This is a genomic window from Trinickia sp. NRRL B-1857, assembly GCF_050470685.1.
Classification (GTDB): domain Bacteria; phylum Pseudomonadota; class Gammaproteobacteria; order Burkholderiales; family Burkholderiaceae; genus Trinickia.
Genome location: NZ_JBFLUK010000001.1, coordinates 928,555 through 948,527, shown reverse-complemented (window position 1 = coordinate 948,527; position 19,973 = coordinate 928,555). Strand labels below are relative to the sequence as shown.

The window sequence follows — 19,973 nt, the reverse complement described above, 5'->3', positions numbered from 1 at the left end:
GCGCCGCTTGCAGCGCACGCGTCGGCGCGCGACGCTGACGGTAATCGCTTGCGCGGCGCTTGCCTGCGTGGGCTTGCCTCGATGGGCGAGCGGTGCGCAAGCGGGAACGGTGTCGACGTGCGGACCGATCGCCGCCAATCCGACGATCGTACAAGCGAGCGCTCAACTGCCCGCACGCCCCGTGCGCATCGTCGTACTCGAATTCATGTTTGCCGAGGCGCTGGCCTCGCTCGAGATGACCCCGGTCGGCATGGTCGATACCGCCTACTACCCGGTGTGGATCGGCTACGACGTCGAACGTTTTCGTTCCGTGCCCGATGTCGGCACGCGGCAAGAGCCGAGTCTCGAGGCGATCGCGGCGCTTTCGCCCGATCTCATCATCGGCGTAGGGTTTCGGCATTCGCCGATTTTTGGGGCGTTGCAATCCATTGCGCCGACGGTGCTGTTTCGCTTCAATCCCGACGGACAACCGAACGCGACGCAAACCACGCAACTCGAATGGTCGCGCCGGATCTTCGATACGATCGGTTGCATAACCGGGCGTGAAGCGCGCGCGAGCGCGGTAGAGCACGCATTGGACGGAGGCCTGGCGAACGATCGCCGGCGCTTGGCGGCCGCGGGCCGTAGCGGCGAATCGTTCGTATTGTTGCAAGAACTCGGACTCGCCGATCGCTACTGGGCCTACACCGGTAACAGCATGGCGGGCGGTGTCGCGCGCGAACTCGGCCTCGCGCTATGGCCGGCCCAGGCGACGCGCGAAGGCACGCGCTACGTGAGCTCCGAAGACTTGCTTGGGCGCAGCGGCTCCAGCGTGCTGCTCGTCAGCGCAACGGGGGCCGACTCGACGCTCGCGGACAAACTTTCATCGCCCGTTTGGCGTTACGTGCCCGCACGGCGCAATGGGCGGGTGGCGCTGATCGAACGCAATGTATGGGGGTTCGGCGGGCCGATGTCGGCGCTGCGGTTGGCCAACACGTTGACCGATGCGTTATTGGCCCTGCCGGCCCCCGACGGCAAAGCGCAGGGGGCCGCTACGGCCTCGCCTCGCTGACGACCGCGCCGTTTTCGAGCTTGACGATGCGGTCTGCATTCCCGAAGTAGCGGTCGTCGTGCGTGACGACGACGACCGTCTTACCTCGCGCGCGCAGCTCGGGCAGCAACTGTTCGTAGAACACCGCCTTGAACGACGGATCCTGATCGGCCGCCCATTCGTCGAATAGATAGAACGGACGGTCTTCGAGGTACGCGACGACGAGTGCAAGCCGTTTGCGTTGACCCGTCGATAGCGCGCGCGTCGAAAACGCGCCGTGCTCGACGCGTACTTTATGGTCGAGCGCGAGCTTGGCCAGCAACGCATTGGCCCGGGCGTCGATTTCGGTGCGGTGCGCGCCGTTCGAATCGCCGATGCCAAGCAGCGTGTCGAACAAATGGAAGTCGTTGAACACCGCGGAAAAGCGCTCGCGATAGGCGGGGCGAGATGCCGCATCGACGCATACGCCGTCGACCTCTACGGTGCCCGTCTCCGGTTCGTACAAGCCGGCGATCAGCTTGGCGAGCGTTGTCTTGCCGCTCCCGTTGCCGCCGACGATGAAGACGATCTCGCCGGGCATGAAGCTCAGGTCGATCGGGCCGAGGCGAAATAGACGCTCCTCGCGTTCGTGCATATAGGCGTGGGTCACGTTGCATAACGCGAGGCTTCGAAACGACGCCGGACCGGGTGGTGCTCCCTTGACGGCGTCAGCCTCCGTTAGCCGGTGCGGTGCTTGAAAGCCGGCCAAAACCGATTCGATGCGCGCGAGCGAAAGGCGCGCGGCGTTGAGCGTGGGGATGTTGTTCAGCAAGCCGTCGAGCGGCACCAGCATGAACAAGAATACGATGACGTAGCTCGCGGCCTCGCGGGCATCGGCGTGGGCGCCGAACGAAGGCATGAATGCCGCGACACCGAGGAAAACATAAAACAAGAAGACGATCCAACCGACACCGGCCGCATAAGCGGCAAAGGCACGGCGCCGCGCGTGGCGCACTTCGTCGATGGCCGTGCCCAGTCGGTCGTCGAGGAAGCGGCGGCTACGCTCGCGATGCAGCCGCAACTCCTTCGCGCCGGTAAACAACGCACCCAAATGATCGAACAGGCGATCCTGCGCATGGCCGGCCCGCTCCAGTGCGGCGAGCGCACGCGTATCGCCGAGGCGGTAGCCGAGCGAGCCGATCGCAATGGCGGAGACGGCCAGCAGGCATACGGGCCAGGACAAGTAGGCAAGGTAAGCGAGGCAGCCGAGGACGATCGAGCCGTGCATCACCAGATTGGGCAACGCGAAAAAAAGCATGGAGACATTGGTGGCGTCGTCGGTCAGGATCGATTGAATGGGCGCGGCGCCCATCCGCTCGAGTTCGCGCAACTCGGCGTGGGCGACACGCCCGGCGACGTGAGCGCGGAGATTGCCGATCGTGTCTTGCGACAAACGCGCGAACAGCATGCCCGACGTGACGCGCGAGGCCAGGGCGACGCAAGCGCAAACGGCGAATGCAAGGGCGAGCCGTTGCATGCCGGAAGAGGGCGTCGCGAGCGCTTGTTCGAGCGTCGCGACGAGCAGCACGCTGGCGGCGCCGTTGGCGATACAGGCGAGCAACGCGCACGCGAACGTTCCGCGCGATTGACGCAGCAACGTGAGCAGCAGTTGCGTTGCCGGTCGCGATGGAGCCGGGGCGTCTAAGGGCGGTGCGAGAAGATGGGCAGTCATCGATGGCTCACGAGTTGGGATCGGGACGTCACGCGAGGCGTGTCCATCGATAGACGATTGAGCGGCAAGAAGTTTTACTCGATTCGCGCTTGGGCGCCGGACAGACCCGAAGGCGAACGGCGGGCGGTCGAGAAAAAGGCCGACGCCGCGCGTTGGCCCTAAAAATTTGCGATCGAGAAACGTCATTGGTCTGAAGCTGCCGCAAACGCCGCGCTCGACGAGTCGTATCGGTTCGTCCATGCCCGCGGCTCGAGGCGGCGCACTGGACCAACCGAGGGACTTGATGCCCATGACGACCTTCCCGACCGCATTGCACCATCGCTTGCATCGCCTCGCGCGTCTCGACCCCGATGCGCCCGCGCTCGCCTCGTTCGACCCGAACACGGCGCGTATGAGCCGGGGCGAACTCGATCTGCGCGCCGCGCGCCTCGCTACCGTCTTGCGTTCGCACGGCGTGGGCATCGAAACGCGCGTGGCCGTGTGCGTCGAGCGTTCCTGCGATCTCATCGTGGCGTTGCTCGCCGTGCTTAAAGCCGGCGGCGCGTTCGTGCCGCTCGATCCGAGCCTGCCGGTCGAGCGTTTGCAGTGGATGGCGCGCGATGCCGACGTCCGACTCTGCATTGTGGGATCGGGCGATGAGGGCGCGTTCTTGGGTGGGGTGCCTTGCATCGGTGTCGGCTGCGCGCTCGACGCGACGGTGACGCCGATCGCGATGGACGAAACACATCCGCATACGGCGGCTTACTTGATTTACACGTCGGGCTCGACCGGCACCCCGAAGGCCGTCGTCGTCGAGCAGGGTCCCCTTGCGGCGCATTGCGACGCGGTCATTGCCGCCTATCCGATCTACGAGTCCGATCGCGTATTGCATTTCGCATCGGTGAGCTTCGATCTCGCCCATGAATATTGGCTCGCACCGTTGGCCGCGGGCGCGAGCATCGTCATCACGGGGCGCGGCCCGCTCGAACCGCGGGCGGTATTGCAACTCATGGCGCGCGAACGCGTGACCGTCGCCGCATTTCCGCCGGCGTACCTGCAAGCGTTCGCCGATGCGGCGGCGAAGTCGGGCGTGCCAAGCGCGCTACGCGTGCTCGCGTTCGGCGGCGAGGCGATGGCGGGGGACCGCTTCGAACGGGTGCGAGCGACGTTTCCGGGCGTTCGTTTCATCAACGGATACGGTCCGACCGAAACGGTGATCTCGCCGATGCTATGGCCGATCGACGCGAATGAGGTCGTCGAAGATCTGGGTTCCGCCTCGTTGCCGATCGGGCGTCCCATCGGGCCCAGGTCGGCCCGCGTCGCGGCGGGTGCCGATGGCGAAGGGCAGGCGGGCGAACTGCTGCTTGGCGGCGTCTGCTTGGCGCGCGGTTATCACGGCCGGCCGGCACTGACAGCCGAACGTTTTGTTCCCGACGAGGCCGGTATCGCGGGCGCCCGTGTCTATCGCACGGGCGACCTCGCGCGGTCGCGCGAGGATGGGGCCTTCGATTATCTCGGTCGCCTCGACGACCAAGTGCAAGTTCGTGGCATTCGCGTCGAGCCAGGCGAAATCGAGCAGGCGTTGCTCGCTTATCCGAACGTTCGCGACGCGGCCGTTCTTTCGGACAAGTCGAACGGAGACGTGCGCTTGATTGCATTCTTCGCTGCGCAGGCGCCGATCGACGATGCGCAATTGCGTGCTTACTTGGCCAACCGCCTGCCGCAAGCATGGATGCCTGCGCGTACGATCGCACTCGATACGCTGCCACGGGCGCTGAGCGGCAAGCTCGATCGGCAAGCGCTGCTCGCGCTCGCTCATACGCGGTCCCCGAATGTCGCATATCGCGCGCCGAGCGAAACCACGGCCGTGACGCTCGCGCGCATTTGGCACGCGATCGTCGGGGGTGCGGCGATCGGGCTTGACGATCGATTCATCCTGCGCGGCGGCGACTCGATCGGCGTGATGCAGGTGCAAAGCGCAATTGAGGCCGAGTGGGGCGTGCGATTGCCCCTTACCGTCTTATTCGACGACCGCACGCTCGAGCAACTGACGACCCTCGTTGCATCGAGCGCGAGTAATGAAGCGAAGCAGCATTCGAGTCTAGTTGAAGAGCCTTCCGCTGTCGGCGCTGAACATGACGAAAGCGAAAGCGACGCCTATCACGGTGCCTACGTCGAGCATCCCGCATCGCTTGCCCAGCGGCGTTTTTGGGTTCTGGCACGCATCGGCAATGCCGCTCACGCGTATCACATCGCGGCACACTGGCATATCGAAGGACGCATCGACCTCACAGCGCTATCGCGCGCCGTCGCGGCGCTCGTGCGGCGATACGATGTGTGGCGGACGACGCTCGCCGAGGACGAAGACGGCAACGTCGTGCAGCGCGTGTACGCGCATCGCGACTTGCCGATCGAATGTATCGATTTGCGCGGCGTCGACGAGAGCGAACGCGAGGCACGTGCCCGCGCGATGGCCGACGAGTGGGCCGACCTGCCGTTCGACCTTACGGGCGGGCCGTTGTTGCGTGCTGCGCTCGTGACGATGAGCGAGCATCGGCATTGCCTGATGCTGACGCTGCACCATGCGATCGGCGACGGCTGGTCGTCGCGGATCGTCTTCGGCGAACTGGCCCAAGCATACCGCGCGTTTTGCGAGGGCAGCGAGCCGGCGTGGCCTGCGTTGCCGCTGAGGTACGCCGATTTTACTCGTCGGCAGATTCGCTGGCTGGACGGTGGCGCACGAGCCGGTCAACTCGCATACTGGCGCGGCGCGCTTGCCGATGCGCCGGGCGCACTGGCGCTGCCTGTCGATCGCGCGCTCCCCGCCGAACGATCGCTGCGCGGCGCGCGGGCGACGCGTCGGCTCAGTCCCATCGTTTCGCGCACCATCCGTTCGATCGCGCGCGAAACGCACGCCTCGACGTTCATCGTCTTGTTGTCAGCGCTGCACGCATGGCTGTATCGATTGACGGGGACGACCGATATCGTCGTCGCGGCGCCCGTGGCGAATCGTCGCCAGGCCGATTTGGCGTCGCTCGTGGGGCTGTTCGTCAATACGGTTGCGCTGCGGGCCGGCGTCGTCCCGCGCGCGGCGTTCTCGGCCTTGCTCGCGCAGGTTCGCGAGACGACGCTGCGTGCCTACGAGCATTGCGACGTACCGTTCGATGAGGTATTGGATGCGGTCGCACCGCCGGTGCGGCGCGGCACCGATTGGCTGCGCGTGAAATTCGCCCAGCAATTCGTCTACGACGAGCGCGTGGACTTGCCCGGCGCGACGGCGCGCCTAACGCCGGGACCCGACCACGCCGCGCGTTTCGATTTCGCGATCGATTTCACCGACGATCCAGCCGGCATCGAGCTCGTCGCGGCGTGGGCCACCGATTGCATCGACGACGTCACGGGCCGTAACTGGCTCGAGAGCTTCGTCGCACTCGTCGAACACGCGGTGCGCGCGCCGTCGACGCCCGTTGCGGCGCTCGAGTGCCATGGCGATCCGGCTTCGGTGATGTTGAGGGGGCCTTCGTCGGCATTCGAATTCGTCTGCGTCCTTGACGCATTTGCTCACCATGTGGCGCAGACGCCGGAGCGCATGGCTGTGTCGGACGACCTGGGCGAATTGACGTTCGCCGGTCTCGACGCGGCTTCGTCGGCCGTGGCGCAGGCGCTGCGCGAACGCGGCATCGGCGACGAATGCGCGGTTGGGCTCGGCATCGAGCGATCCGTCGATTTCGTCGTCGCGTTGCTCGGTACGATGAAGGCCGGTGCGGCGGCGGTGCCCCTCGATCCGGCGGCACCGCTCGCGCGCGTGGCGCAGTGCGTCGCCGCGTGTTCGCCTCATTGCTTGATCGTTGCAGAGTCTTTGCCTTCATGGCTAAGCCTGCCGGTGGCGTCGATCCGCCTGTCGGATTTGGAGGCACAGGGGCGGCGAAGCGCGCGATCGTACGTTTTGAACACGAAGGCGAGCAACGCCGATCGAGCGGCATATGTGATTTTCACGTCGGGCTCCACCGGCGCGCCGAAGGGAGTGATCGTATCGCACCGCGCGCTGGCCGATTATGTCCAAGGCATGCTGGCCTCGCTCGATTTCGAACCCGGCGCGAGCATGGCGATGGTCTCGACGGTCGCGGCCGACCTCGGCCATACGACGCTGTTCGGCGCGCTGTGCGCGGGCCGCACGTTGCATTTGCTGTCGCCCAGTTGCGCGTTCGACGCCGATCGATTCGCGCATGCGATGCGTAGCCGCGATGTCGGCGTACTCAAAATCGTGCCGAGTCACTTGCGTGCGCTACTCGAGGCGCAGCGTCCTGCCGATGCGTTGCCGAGCCATGCGCTCGTCGTCGGCGGCGAGCCGTTGCCGCAGGCGCTCGCCATACAGATCCGCGAGCTCAAACCGGGCTGCCGGATCGTCAATCATTACGGACCGACCGAGGCGACGGTCGGTGCGCTGACGCTCGAATTCGAGGCGGGCAAGGGACATCCCGGACGGGCTTTCGTACCGACGGGGCGGCCATTGCCGAACGTCCGGGCTTGCGTGCTCGATGCTTCGGGGGCGCCCGTTCCCCCGGGAGCGTACGGCGAATTGTTCCTTGGCGGCCCGGGGCTCGCGCGCGGTTACGCGTCGCGTCCCTCGGCCACAGCGGAACGCTTCGTGCCGGACCCCACCGGCGGAGCGGGTGCACGCCTCTACCGTACGGGCGACCGTGCCCGGATCGGGGCCGACGGCGTTATCGAATGGGCCGGCCGGCTCGACGATCAAGTCAAAATTCGCGGCTATCGCGTCGAGCCCGCCGAAGTGAGCGCCGCCCTCGTCGAAATCGAAGCGGTCATGCAAGCCGAAACGCTGGCCGTGCAAGATGAGCGAGGCACTCGCCTCGTAGCGTTCGCGGCGCTCGACTACGCCGGACCTGGAGACGTACGCGAGATCGACGGAGCGCAGCTTCGCGCGCGCTTGGCCGAGCGTTTGCCCGACTATATGGTGCCGGCATCGATCGTCGTTTTGGATACGTTGCCCGTGACGCCTAACGGCAAGGTCGATCGAGCGTGCTTGCGCGAACTCGCCAAAGCCCCGGCGCGCGAGAACGCCAGCTCGTTCGACACGCCGCGAGAGGGGGTGCAAAGTGCGCTCGCACAGGTGTGGAAGGACGTCTTGCGCCTCGATCGCGTGGGTCGAGACGAGAATTTCTTCTCCCTCGGCGGCGATTCGATCATCGCTTTGCAGGTCATCGCACGTTCGCGCAAAGCCGGGATCCGCTTCACCCCGAAACAACTGTTCGATCATCCCACGCTTGCGCAACTGGCCGACGTGGCCGTGCTGAATTCGAGCCGGTCGAGCGACGGCAACGCGGCTGCCAAGGTCCCGACGAACGAGCGCACAGGCGCCGAAGTCGCGCAATGGACACCGGCGCAGCACCGCTTTTTCGCGCTCGATGTCCCGCAACCGCATCATTGGAATCAGTCGGTCGAACTCGAGCCGCAGGGCATGTTCGACGTCGATGCGTTCGCGCAGGCGCTCGGCAGCGTGTTGTCGCACCACGACGTGTTTCGCCTGCGCTTCGCCAAGGGATCGCGTCAGGGCAGCGGATGGCGCACCTGGTACGAAGCTAGCGCATTCGATGTGCTGCCGCTCTCGGTTCAAGACGCGCGCGACCATGAAGATGCGTTGGCGCGTTTCGATGCGCTCCAGCGCGGGATCGATCTGGCGCGCGGCCCGCTCGTGCGCGCGCTCGTCGCGACGCTGGCCGACGGCGGCCTACGGGTGTTCGTCGCGATTCATCATTTGATCGTCGACGGCGTTTCTTGGCGCATCGTTCTTGAGGATCTGTCTACGGCGTACGAGGCGGCACTGGATCACGTTGCTGTGCGTCTGCCGGCATCGTCGACCGGCGCGCCGGCGTGGGCTGCCCGTCTGAAGCGCGCAACGCCTGCGTTCGCGCAGGAACTCGAATACTGGCTCATGCTGCGCGATAAGGTCGCGGCGTTGCCGCGCGGCGCGCGCGAGCCGTGGGCCACGGCGGGCGATACGACGCGGCCGAGCAACGAGACGGCGCGTACGCTCGTGCGCGGCTTGGGGGCCCAATTGACCCAAGCATTGCTGACCGACGCCAATCTAGCCTGGCGCACGCAGACGCAAGACCTCTTGCTGACCGCATTGGCTCATGCGCTCGGCGACGAAGGCTCGAGCGGGTCATGCCTCGTCGAACTCGAGGGCCACGGGCGCGAGGCGTTGTTCGATGACGTCGATGCGAGCCGCACGCTCGGGTGGTTGACCAGCCACTATCCGATGGCTTTGCCGATCGGTGCCTCGCTCGTTCAAACGCTGACGGCAGTCAAGGACGCGATGCGTGCCGTGCCGAATCGTGGCTTGGGCTTCGGTGTGTTGCGCCATCTCGGCGACGAGGCAACGCGCGCCCAGTTGGCGGCTTTGCCGCGGCCGCGCGTCACATTCAACTATTTGGGCCGGTTCGAAGCCGTGCGAGGCGAGCGCTTTGCGGCGCGCTTCGGCGGCGTCGGCTGCGAGCGCGATCCCGCAGGGCCGATGGCTAACGCGCTAGCCGTGCATGCATTCGTCGACGAAACCCGCATGCTGTGCATCCATTGGGTTTATAGCGCCGAGGTGTTCGACAGCGACTGTATCGACGCGCTGGCCGGACGTTTCGAGCAGGCGCTGGCGTCGCTCGTGCAAGCTTGTCGCAATCGGGTAGCGGCCGAAGGCGGAGGTGCGACACCCGGCGATTTTCCGCTGGCGCAGCATGCCGGCCTGACGCAGGCGACGATCGACTCCACGCGGTTGGACTGGCGCGCCATCGACGACGTCTACCCGCTTTCGCCGATGCAGCAGGGCATCTTGTTTCAATCGCTGCTGGCGCCCGAGCAATCGACCTATGTGAACCAACTCGTCGCCACGCTCGACGCGCCAGACGTCGAGCCCTTGGCGGCCGCATTCGAGCGGACGATTAGCCGGCACGACATTTTGCGCACGAGCTTTCTGTCCGAGATCGACCCCCCGCTTCAGGTCGTGCATCGGCGTGCGGTACTGCCGGTTGAAGTGCTCGACTGGCGCGATGCTCCACACGCCGATTTCGAGCAATGGCTGACGGCGGATCGCGCGCGCGGGTTCGCGCTGTCCGCCGCGCCGCTGATGCGCCTGACTTTGATCCGGATCGACGAGTGCGTGTGGCGGCTCGTCTGGACGCGCCATCATTTGCTGCTGGACGGATGGAGCACGGCCAGCTTGTTCGCGCAAGTGCTGCGCGAGTATGCACAAGGGACGCAAGCCCCGAAGTTTCGGACGGGACGTGGCACGCGCTATCGCGATTTCATCGCTTGGCTCGCCGGGCGTGACGAGGCGAGCGACCGGGCGTTCTGGTGCGAGCGGTTGGCGCGTCTGGACGGCCCGACGCTCGTGGCCGCCCCGGTCGTTTCATCGTCCGTCGATAGCCGCTATGGAAGATGGCATGCGCAACTGGACCTGTCGGTCACCGAAGCGGTCGTTGCGTGCGCCCGGCGCTCGCATGTGACGCTGAACACCGTCGTGCAGGCCGCTTGGGCGCTGACGCTGCAACGCATGACGAATCAGCGTACCGTCGCCTTCGGCGCGACGGTGGCCGGCCGTCCCGAGGCGTTGCCCGAGGTGGACGCCACGCTAGGCTTGTTTATCAACACAGTGCCGGTCGTCGCCACGCCGGCGCCGAACGTACGAATCGCCGATTGGCTGTCGGCCCTGCAACGCGAAAGTGCGGCATGCGCGGAGCATGCGCATACGCCGTTGTTCGAGATTCAACGCTGGGCCGGCCGTACCGGTTCCGCCTTGTTCGATACGTTGATCGTCTTCGAGAACTACCCCGTCGACGAAGCTTGGTCGAGCCTAGGCGCCGACGCGTTGCGCTTTTCTGATACGCGTAACGTGGATGCGACGGACTTCGCCCTCACGCTCGTCGTGCAAGCGGGCGATCGGCTTGCGATCGACTATGGATTCGATCGCGCGCGGCTCACCGACGAACGCGTTCAAGCGCTGCATGGCGCGTTCGTTCGATGCATCGAGGCATTCGTGGCCGATGCGCAAGCGCCGCTCGGCAGCGTGTGCATTGCGGCCGAGGACGATCTCGCGCGGCTTGCTCGATGCAACGCGACGTCGCGCGTATGGCCCGAGCGGCAACGCGCACCGTTACATCGTCAGTTCGAGCGGCAGGCGGCCGCGCATCCGAACGCCACGGCATTGCGCTGGCGCGATGAAGAGGCGCCTCCCGGCGAGCCGCCGCGGCGCATGACGTACGCGGAACTCGACGCGCGCGCGAATCGCGTGGCGGCTTCGTTGCGTGCGGCCGGCGCGAAGCCCGATACGCCGATCGCGCTTTGCCTGACGCGTTCGGCGGAGATGGTCGTCGCTTTGCTTGCCGTCATGAAAACCGGTGCGGCATGGCTGCCGATCGATTCCGACTATCCGCCGGCGCGAATCGCCTACATGCTCGATGACGCGCGGCCCCCATGCGTCGTGACACAGCGCGCGTTGCTCGATCGCGTGGCGCCGGCCGCGGCCGATGGCGGCGTCGCGCTGTATTGCGTCGATGCGCTCGATTTGCCGCTGTCGTCGCCGGAGCCTGCCGGGCCGTTGCGCATCGATGCGGCCGAGACCGCCACCGACGAACTCGCCTACCTGATCTATACGTCGGGCTCGACAGGGCACCCGAAAGGCGCCGGCAACACGCATCGAGCACTCGCGAATCGGATCGCTTGGATGCAGCAGGCCTATGCGCTAACGCGCAACGACGTCGTGCTGCAAAAGACGTCGTTCGGCTTCGACGTGTCGGTTTGGGAATTTCTCTGGCCGCTCTCGGCCGGCGCGACCTTGGCGCTCGCGGCGCCCGGCGCCCATCGAGAGCCGGCGCGACTCATCGACGAGATCGAAACGCTCGGCGTCACGACGATCCACTTCGTGCCGTCGATGCTTGCCGCATTTCTATCGCACCTCGAATCGTTCGGCGCGGCGTCGCATTGCAGCTCGCTCGTACGGATCGCGTCGAGCGGGGAAGCGCTGCCCGGCGAACTCGTCGCGAAGGCGAACGCATTGATGCCGCACGCCGTCGTCCATAACCTTTACGGTCCGACAGAGGCTGCGATCGACGTCTCGCATTGGACCTGCGATGCGGCTTCGTCGTCCGGCACCGCGAACGTGCCGATCGGAATCCCGATCGCCAACACGCAGCTCCACGTACTCGATGCAGCGTTGCAGCCGGTGCCGCAAGGGGCGGTCGGCGAGTTGTATCTCGGCGGCGCGGGGCTGGCGCGCGGTTATCACCGCAGACCGGCCCTAACGGCGGAGCGCTTCGTTCCCGACCCGTTCTCGGCGGGCGGACGACTGTATCGCACGGGCGATCTCGCGACGCGTAGACCGGACGGTGCACTCGAGTATCTGGGGCGCGCCGATCAGCAAGTGAAATTGCGCGGACAGCGCATCGAGCCGGGTGAAATCGAGGCAGTGTTGCGCGCGCAGCCCGGCATCGACGATGCCGTCGTGATCGTGCGCGAGGAACAACTGATCGGCTATGTCGTACGTGCGGCATCGACTCGGCTCGACCGAGACGATGTCTTCGCAAGGCTGCAAGCGCATTTGCCCGCCTACATGGTCCCCGCGCATTTGATCGAACTCGACGCGCTTCCGCTTACGCCGAACGGCAAATGCGATCGGGCGGCTTTGCCGTCGCCGGCCACCGAGGCCGAATTCGCCGCGCCGGCCAGCGAGACCGAGAGGGTGCTGGCCGAGATTTGGGCGCAAGTGCTGCGCCTAGACCGAATCGGCCGACACGACGACTTCTTCTTGCTGGGCGGACATTCGCTGCTCGCAGCGGCCGCGCATGCAAGGACGAATCGCCGGTGGTCGTTGGCCTTGCCGCTGCGTGCGCTGTTCGAGGCCCGCACGCTCGAACGGTGCGCGGCTTTGATCGACGCCGAGTTGTCCGCGCGCGAACGGCAAGGGCAAGGCGATGCGTACGCAACGATCGGCGCATTGCTCGACGAACTCGAAGCGAGTTGAGGCGAGGGTATTCGATGACGAATTCACTATCAAACAATACGCCGCCGCTTCGGCCAATGCCTTCCGAGGCCGAGCTGTCCTCACTCGCGCAGCGATTCGCTCGGCTGCCGACCGAACAGCGCGCACGCTTCGTCGGCAAGTTGCGCGATGCGGGCATCGACTTTCGCTTGCTGCCGATCCCGGCCGGCGTGGTGCCGGCTGTCTCGCGCGCGTCGTATGCGCAGACGCGAATTTGGCTGCATGCGCGCTTGATCGACGAGCCGGCGGCCTATCACATCGCCTTGCGTCTGCAACTGGACGGAGAACTTGATCGTGGCGCATTGCAGCGTGCATTCGATGCGTTGATCGCACGCCATGAGGCGTTGCGCACACGCTTTGTGGAGTCGCCCGGCGGCGGGCTAGAGCAGCATGTCGTGGAATGCGCCCTGTGTCCGTGGCACATGAGCGACGTGAGCGGTCAGCGTGCGGAGTATGCCGCGCGCGCTGCGGCTGACATCGCTCGCGCGGAAGAGGCCGAACCTTTCGATCTCGCGCGCGGCCCGTTGCTTCGCGCACACTTGATCGCCCTTTCGCCGAACTTGCATTGGCTCGTGGTGACGATCCATCACATCGCGGCCGACGGCTGGTCGGTCGATATCGTGCTTAGCGAGTTGTCGTCGCTCTACGCGGCATTGCTCGCGTCGAACGGCGATGCGTCCGTATCGTCTTTGCTGCCTGCGCTACCGATTTCGTACGCGGACTACGCGCAATGGCAAAGGCAGTGGCTCGAAGCGGGCGAGAGCGAACGTCAGTTGGCGTTTTGGCGGCAGTGCCTGGATCCGGCGGCCGGCGCGCTTTCGCTGCCCGGTTCTCGTCCGCGGCCGATGCAGCGCGACGCGCAAGGCGCGCGCCACCACTTCGTGCTCGACGCCACCTTGGGGCAACGTGTGCGTGCGTTAGCCCAAGCTCGACGAGCGACGCCCTTCGCGGTCTTGCTCGCCGCATTGCAGGCGCTGATCGCCCGAGCGTGCGGTGAGCGGCGCATCCAGATCGGTGTGCCCGCGGCGAATCGGGCCCGCGCGGAAACGGTCGGCCTGGTCGGCTGTTTCGTCAATACGGTGGTCGTGCCGGTGGATGTGGTGCCGCGGGGCCGATTCGATGTGCTCGTCGATCAGGTTCAGCGCGCACTCGTCGATGCGCAGTCGTATGAAGAGGTGCCGCTCGATCAGGTTATCGAGGCGTTGGGCGCAACTCGTCATGCGAGCCACCATCCGTTGTTTCAAATGATGGCGACCTACGGCGCGGCGCAGCCGCTGCCTCGGTTCGGACGCGCGCGTGCAATGTCGCTGCCCACCGACCTGTGCTACGCGAAGTTCGACTTGGCGATGGGTTTCGAGGCTCGCGAGGACGACGCCTTCGATGCGGCCTTCGTCTATGCGGTAGACCTTTTCGATGCGCGAACGATCGAGCGCTTCGCCAGCCGGTATACGCATTGGTTGACGAATGCGCTTGCGGCACCCGAGACCGCGATCGGCGATCTCGAATGGCTGACGGACGAAGACCGGCGCGAAATCGATGGATGTAACGGCGCTGCGGCACCCATCTCGGAGCAAGTCGCGGTGCAAGCGTCGGCGTTCGTGCCGATTCACGCTCGGCTCGCCGCGCTCGCAAAAGCCGAGCCGCAGGCGTGGGCCCTCGCCGATTCCTCGGTGAGGTTGACGCGCGCCGCGCTCGAATCGCGGGCCAACGCGCTTGCCCGGCAATTGATGCGAGCCGGCGTAGGCCCCGAAGTGCGCGTGGGTATCGCGCTGGGGCGCTCGGTCGAGCTGATCGTGGCTTTGCTTGCGATTTTGAAGGCGGGCGCGGCGTTCGTTCCACTCGATCCTTCGCATCCGATCGACCGCACCGCGCATATCGTCGACGACGCGCGAATCGATTTTGTCGTGACGCAGACCGAGCACGCGGCCAAGTTGCCGTTGCGCCCGCGGATGCGCTTATGGTTGCTCGACGATATGGCGCAGTGCGACGTATCGATGGACGACGAGGTTGTCGTGAACGCCATACCGCATCCGCGGCAAGCGGCGTATTTGATTTACACATCGGGCTCGACGGGCACGCCCAAGGGGGTGGTCGTCGAACACGGGGCGATCGCCATGCACTGCGAGGCGATTGCCGCTCGTTACGGGATGCGCGACGGCGATCGCGTGCTGCACGTCGCGTCGATCAATTTCGATGGCGCACACGAATGTTGGATGGCGCCGCTTGCCGCGGGCGCTCAGGTGCGTCTTAGCGACGATGCACTGTGGTCGCCGCAGCAGACGCTTTCGACGATTGCGCGCGAATCGATCACGGTCGCCGCGTTCACCCCGGGCTATGCGTTGCAACTCGCGCAATGGGCAGCGCGTCATGGTGCCCCGGCTTCGTTGCGGTCGCTGACCGTCGGCGGCGAGGCCACGTCGCTCGAAGCCTGCGCGACGTTACGCGCAGCGTTCCCGCGCGTGCGTATCGTCAACGGTTATGGCCCGACGGAAACGGTGGTCACGCCGCTCCTGTGGATGATCGACAGCGGCGACGAGGCGCCGGTCACCGAGGGGTCGGCTTATCTGCCGGTCGGCACGCCCGTCGGTGCACGCACGGCGCACGTGCTCGATGCCGGCATGGGCCTATTGCCGATCGGGGCGGTCGGCGAACTCTATCTCGGCGGCTTCGGCGTTGCCCGCGGTTATCACGCCCGCGCGGCGCTAACCGCAGAGCGCTTCGTGCCCGATCCGTTCGGCGAGCCGGGGACGCGTTTGTATCGGACGGGCGACCTCGTGCGTCGCCGCGCCGACGGCGTGTTCGAGTTCATCGGCCGCATCGATCATCAGGTCAAGCTGCGCGGTTTGCGCATCGAACTCGGCGAGATCGAGTCGCGGTTGATCGCTCATCCGAGCGTGCGCGATGCGATTGCGCTTGTCCGCGGTACTGCGGGCGACGCTCAGCTCTTGGCGTATGTCGAGCCGCTCGGTGCCGCATCGCTGGTGGACGGCGACATGCTATGCGCTTACCTGCGGGGCGTCGTGCCCGATTACATGGTGCCGTCGCGCGTGCTTGTCTTGGGGCGGCTGCCGCGCACGCCCAACGGCAAGATCGATCGGGCCGCGCTGCCGGCGCCCGAGGCGCGCGAGCGACGCTTCGAGGCGCCGGCGCCCGGTATCGAAACGGCGCTCGCTCAGATCTGGTGCGAGGTGCTCGGTACTCATCGCATCGGTCGAGACGACGAATTCTTCGCCGTCGGCGGCCATTCGCTGAAAGCGGTTGCAGTCGCGGCGCGCGTGGCCGAGCGGCTCGGCAAGGACGTGCCCGTGCGGGCGCTGTTCGAGGCGCCGACGCTTACCGCATACGCGCTGCGGGTGAAGGCGGCGGCGTCGCGCGTGGCTAGCGAGCGAGGCGTCGAATCGGACTCTTCTACGGCGCATGCGGTTCGACAGCCGGAGCAGGACGGACGCCTCTCCCATGCGCAGTCCGCGCTTTGGTTCCTATGGCGTGCCGCGCCCACGACGGCCTCGCATCACATCGCGGTGGCGATGAGGCTAGCCGGGCCGTTCGATGTTTCGGCATTGCAACAGACGCTCGAAACGACTGCTCGACGATTTTTGGCTTTGCGCACGGGCATTGTCGATGCAGCGCATCCGCGGCTCGTCGTGGCGGCGTCGGCGTCCGTCGAGTTCGTCTTCGACGATCTACGCGGGCAGGGTCACGAACAAGACCGAGTGGCGTACGCACGGCGTTGGACGGATGAAGATGCATTGCGTCCCTTCGCAATGAACGGGGCACCGCTGTGGCGGGCACGCTTGATCTGTCTCGACGATGACGACCATGTTTTGTCGCTGGTCGTTCATCACGTTTGCGCCGACGGTCAGTCGATCGCACTGTGGCTCGACGCGTTGCGAGAAGCCTATTGCGTCGGTATCGAGGGGGCAGCGATCGCACGCACGGTACCGGATGCGGGTCCGGTCGCCGGCCTAACGAGCACCGCGCCCGATACGGGCGAATCCACGGAACGCGACATAGCCTATTGGCGCGGGCAGTTGCTCGACGCCGCGCCGTTGCGGCTACCGCAGCCGACACAGCCCGTATCAGTCGAATCGATGGGGGGCTGGGCCGCGACGCGTATCGCCTTCGCATTCGATCGCGCGGTCGTGGATCGCGCAAGGGCGTGCGCGCAAGCCGCCAAAGCGACGTTGCCGATGCTCATGCATGCGGCGCTGAACATCGCGTTGGCACGCGAGCTAGCCGTGCTCGATCAGCCCGTGGGCGTGCTCGCGTCGAATCGAGACGCCGGCAATAGAGACGAGATGGGCCTGTTCGTCGAAACGTTGATCGTGCGCACTCGGATGCGCGAGGACGCGACGCTGCGCGATGTCGTGGCGGCGGTGCGCGACGCGACGCTCTCGGCCTACGAACATATGGCGACGCCGCTCACGACGGTGCTGGGTGCGATGCGCGAGGAGGGCGGCGACGGCCATCCGCTGCTGGCGGCGCTTTTCAACTACGTCCGAGCCGAGGCCGAGCCGATGCAATGGGGCGCCGTTCGAGCGGCACCGTTCAACGACATACGCCGCCGCATGCTCTTCGAACTCGAGCTCGATATTGCCGAAGACACCCAAGGAAATTTGCGCGGTGCATTGTCGTTTGCTCACGAGCGAGTCGATGCGGTTTTTGCACGGCGTCTCGCAAAGGTTTACACGGTCGCCGTCGAGCAACTGGCCGACCAACCGGCGGCGCGTGTGACGAAGGCGATTCTCGCCGCTTCGACGGTGGGCTCGGCACACATGGAACAGCAATGAATAAGAAAGATCGGTTGTCCGAAGCGAACCTATCGATCGTGTTTTCGGGGATGGAAGGCACGCCTGAACTCGCCGTCTCATGGGCCGGCGAGACGCTTACCGTGAATCGAACCGTCGCTACGGGAAGCGAGAGATCGGCGGAAGCGACTGTGTTGAACGCGCGGTGGCAACCGCAAGGCGGACTTGCCCAACTGACTTGGGCTGACGCGGCGGACCATGCGATACAGCATCCGGCGCTGTTGGCCGCATTAGCGGGGGCATTCGCGGCCGATCGTGCGTGCCGCGCAGTGCGCCTCGACACAGAGCGCTTAAGCCCTCGCGCACTCGATGCGTTGCGCCGTTGCGGCGTATTGACCTCGGATGGGCTATGTCTACGCGAGACATGGTCGCAGCAGCCCGACCTATGGCTGACCCAGGCCGCTCAGCTACCGCCGACGGCGCTCAGCTACGAGATGACCGGCGGCGTTCGCCATCCGCGCCGCGCGCCTTACCGCGACGGCATCGTCTATACCCGCGAGCTTCCCGCATTCGGCCACCGTTTCACGCTGCGAACCGCCTCGATCGAGTCCGATCTGGCCTTGCTCCACGGCTGGCTGAACGAGCCTCGCGTGAATCTGTTCTGGGGAGAGGCGGGCGAACTGGATGCGCACCGTGCTTACCTCGAACGTCAATTGGCGTCGCCCCATGTGCATCCGTTGATCGGCGCTTTCGACGACGAGCCGTTCGGCTATTTCGAGGCGTATTGGGCCAAGGAGGATCGGATCTCGCCCTTCGCCGAGCCCGGCGAACACGATCGCGGCTTGCACATGCTCGTCGGTGAAACGCGTTGGCGCGGGGCGCGGTGCGTAGCCGCGTGGCTGCCGTCGCTCGTGCATTACCTGTTTCTCGACGATCCGCGTACGCAAGCGGTGGTCTGCGAGCCGCGCCACGACAACGTTCGCATGATCGCTTATCTGCGCGAGCACGGCTTCGCCGCAGTGCGGCCGTTCGATTTTCCGCATAAGCGCGCGCTATTAATGCGCACCCTCCGCGAGTCCTTCTTCGATGCGCGGCCCATCTGACGGAAAAACATCTTGACTAGGAGAACTGTCATGACCAAACGAGACGAGGCGTACGACCTCATCGGCGTCGGCTTCGGTCCATCCAATCTCGCCTTGGCCGTGCGCTTGGCGCAAGAAGAGAGGGCAACGCCGTTGCGAACGACGTTCCTCGAACGTCAGCCCGAGTTCGGCTGGCATCGCGGCATGCTGCTCGACGATAGCCGCATGCAGATTTCGTTTCTAAAAGATCTTGCGATGCTGCGCGATCCGACGAGCCGTTTCACGTTCGTGAACTACCTGTTCGAGCAGGGACGCTTGCAGGACTTCGTCAACTTGAAGCAGTTCTATCCGACGCGCGTCGAATTCGAAGACTATCTGCGCTGGGTGGCACGCGGCTTCGATCATCTGGTCGGCTACGGAGAGAACGTCACGTCGATCGAACCCATCCTCGATCCTGTCGATCGTCGTGTCGTCACGCACTTGCGCGTGCATTCGACCGATGCATCGGGGCAAGCGCGGGCCCGCAACGCGCATGCGCTGTCGATCGGGATCGGCGGAGCGCCGGCGGTGCCTGCGCCGTTCGCCTCGCTCGCGTCGCGGCGCGATCCGGCGCTCGTGCATTCGTCGGCTTACCTGTCCTCGATCGGCCGCTTGGTGGGCGACGGGGCCGTGCGCAAACGGGTGGCCGTGATCGGCGGCGGTCAGAGTGCCGCCGAGGTATTCGTCGATTTGACGCGCCGTTTCCCTCACGTGGACGCCACATTGATCATGCGCGCGCCCGCGCTGCGGCCCGCCGACGATAGTCCGTTCGTCAACGAGATCTTCAATCCGTCCTTTACCGACATCGTCTACGCGCAACCGCGCGACGCCCGACGCGCGACGCTCGATGCGTTCAGGAGTACGAACTATTCGGTCGTGGATCGCCCGCTGATCGAATCGATCTATGAACTCTTCTATATGCAGCGCGTACGTGGGGACGCGCGCCACCGATTGATCGCCAATGCATCGATCGACTCGGCGCGACGCATCGATTCGAGCGCAAGCGCGGGCGGCGAAATCGAGTTGCTCCTGCGCAGCGCAGTAGATGCCGAGCGATCGGTCGAACGCTTCGATGCCGTCGTGCTGGCTACGGGTTATCGACGCGACGGTCATTGGGCGCTCTTGGAAGGACTGGCCGATGCGCTCGGCGCTTCGCCTGCAAGCTGCGACGTGACGCGCGAGTACCGCTTGCAAACGGGCGAGCACTTCCAGCCGCGCATTTACTTGCAAGGGTGTTGCGAGGATACGCACGGGCTCAGCGACACGCTGCTGTCGGTCCTCGCCTGCCGGGCGGACGAGATCGCCGGTTCGCTGTTGCAAGCGACGGCCGGGTACC

General features: G+C 65.6%; 5 protein-coding genes and 1 pseudogene. 5 read left to right on the top strand and 1 reads right to left on the bottom strand.

The genetic code is table 11. The features are described 5' to 3' along the window. Positions 1–7: 7 nt before the first annotated feature. Positions 8–1,051: an ABC transporter substrate-binding protein gene (locus tag AB1286_RS04145; RefSeq protein WP_430364982.1), complete on the top strand. Its 1,044-nt coding sequence runs from the start codon at positions 8–10 to the stop codon at positions 1,049–1,051. Here the strand turns inward: AB1286_RS04145 and AB1286_RS04140 are convergent. Continuing rightward, positions 1,032–2,741, bottom strand: a complete 1,710-nt coding sequence (locus AB1286_RS04140; protein ID WP_430362067.1) for a cyclic peptide export ABC transporter — start codon at positions 2,739–2,741, stop codon at positions 1,032–1,034. The genes AB1286_RS04145 and AB1286_RS04140 overlap by 20 nt on opposite strands. A gap of 289 nt (positions 2,742–3,030) precedes the next feature. Between AB1286_RS04140 and AB1286_RS04135 the strand changes: the two genes are divergently transcribed. The 4 genes and pseudogenes from AB1286_RS04135 to AB1286_RS04120 form a co-directional block, all read left to right on the top strand. Then, complete coding sequence (locus AB1286_RS04135) at positions 3,031–12,750, top strand: amino acid adenylation domain-containing protein (protein ID WP_430364981.1); 9,720 nt, start codon at positions 3,031–3,033, stop codon at positions 12,748–12,750. 56 nt (positions 12,751–12,806) lie between these two features. Next, on the top strand, positions 12,807–17,558 hold the full coding sequence (locus tag AB1286_RS04130; RefSeq protein WP_430362066.1) for an amino acid adenylation domain-containing protein: 4,752 nt from the start codon (positions 12,807–12,809) through the stop codon (positions 17,556–17,558). Further along, on the top strand, positions 17,555–18,619 hold the full coding sequence (locus AB1286_RS04125) for a GNAT family N-acetyltransferase (RefSeq protein WP_430362065.1): 1,065 nt from the start codon (positions 17,555–17,557) through the stop codon (positions 18,617–18,619). The genes AB1286_RS04130 and AB1286_RS04125 overlap by 4 nt, the downstream gene beginning before the upstream one ends. Positions 18,620–18,649: 30 nt before the next feature. Beyond that, positions 18,650–19,729, top strand: a pseudogene (locus AB1286_RS04120) (lysine N(6)-hydroxylase/L-ornithine N(5)-oxygenase family protein); the annotation flags it as partial. Positions 19,730–19,973: the final 244 nt, after the last annotated feature.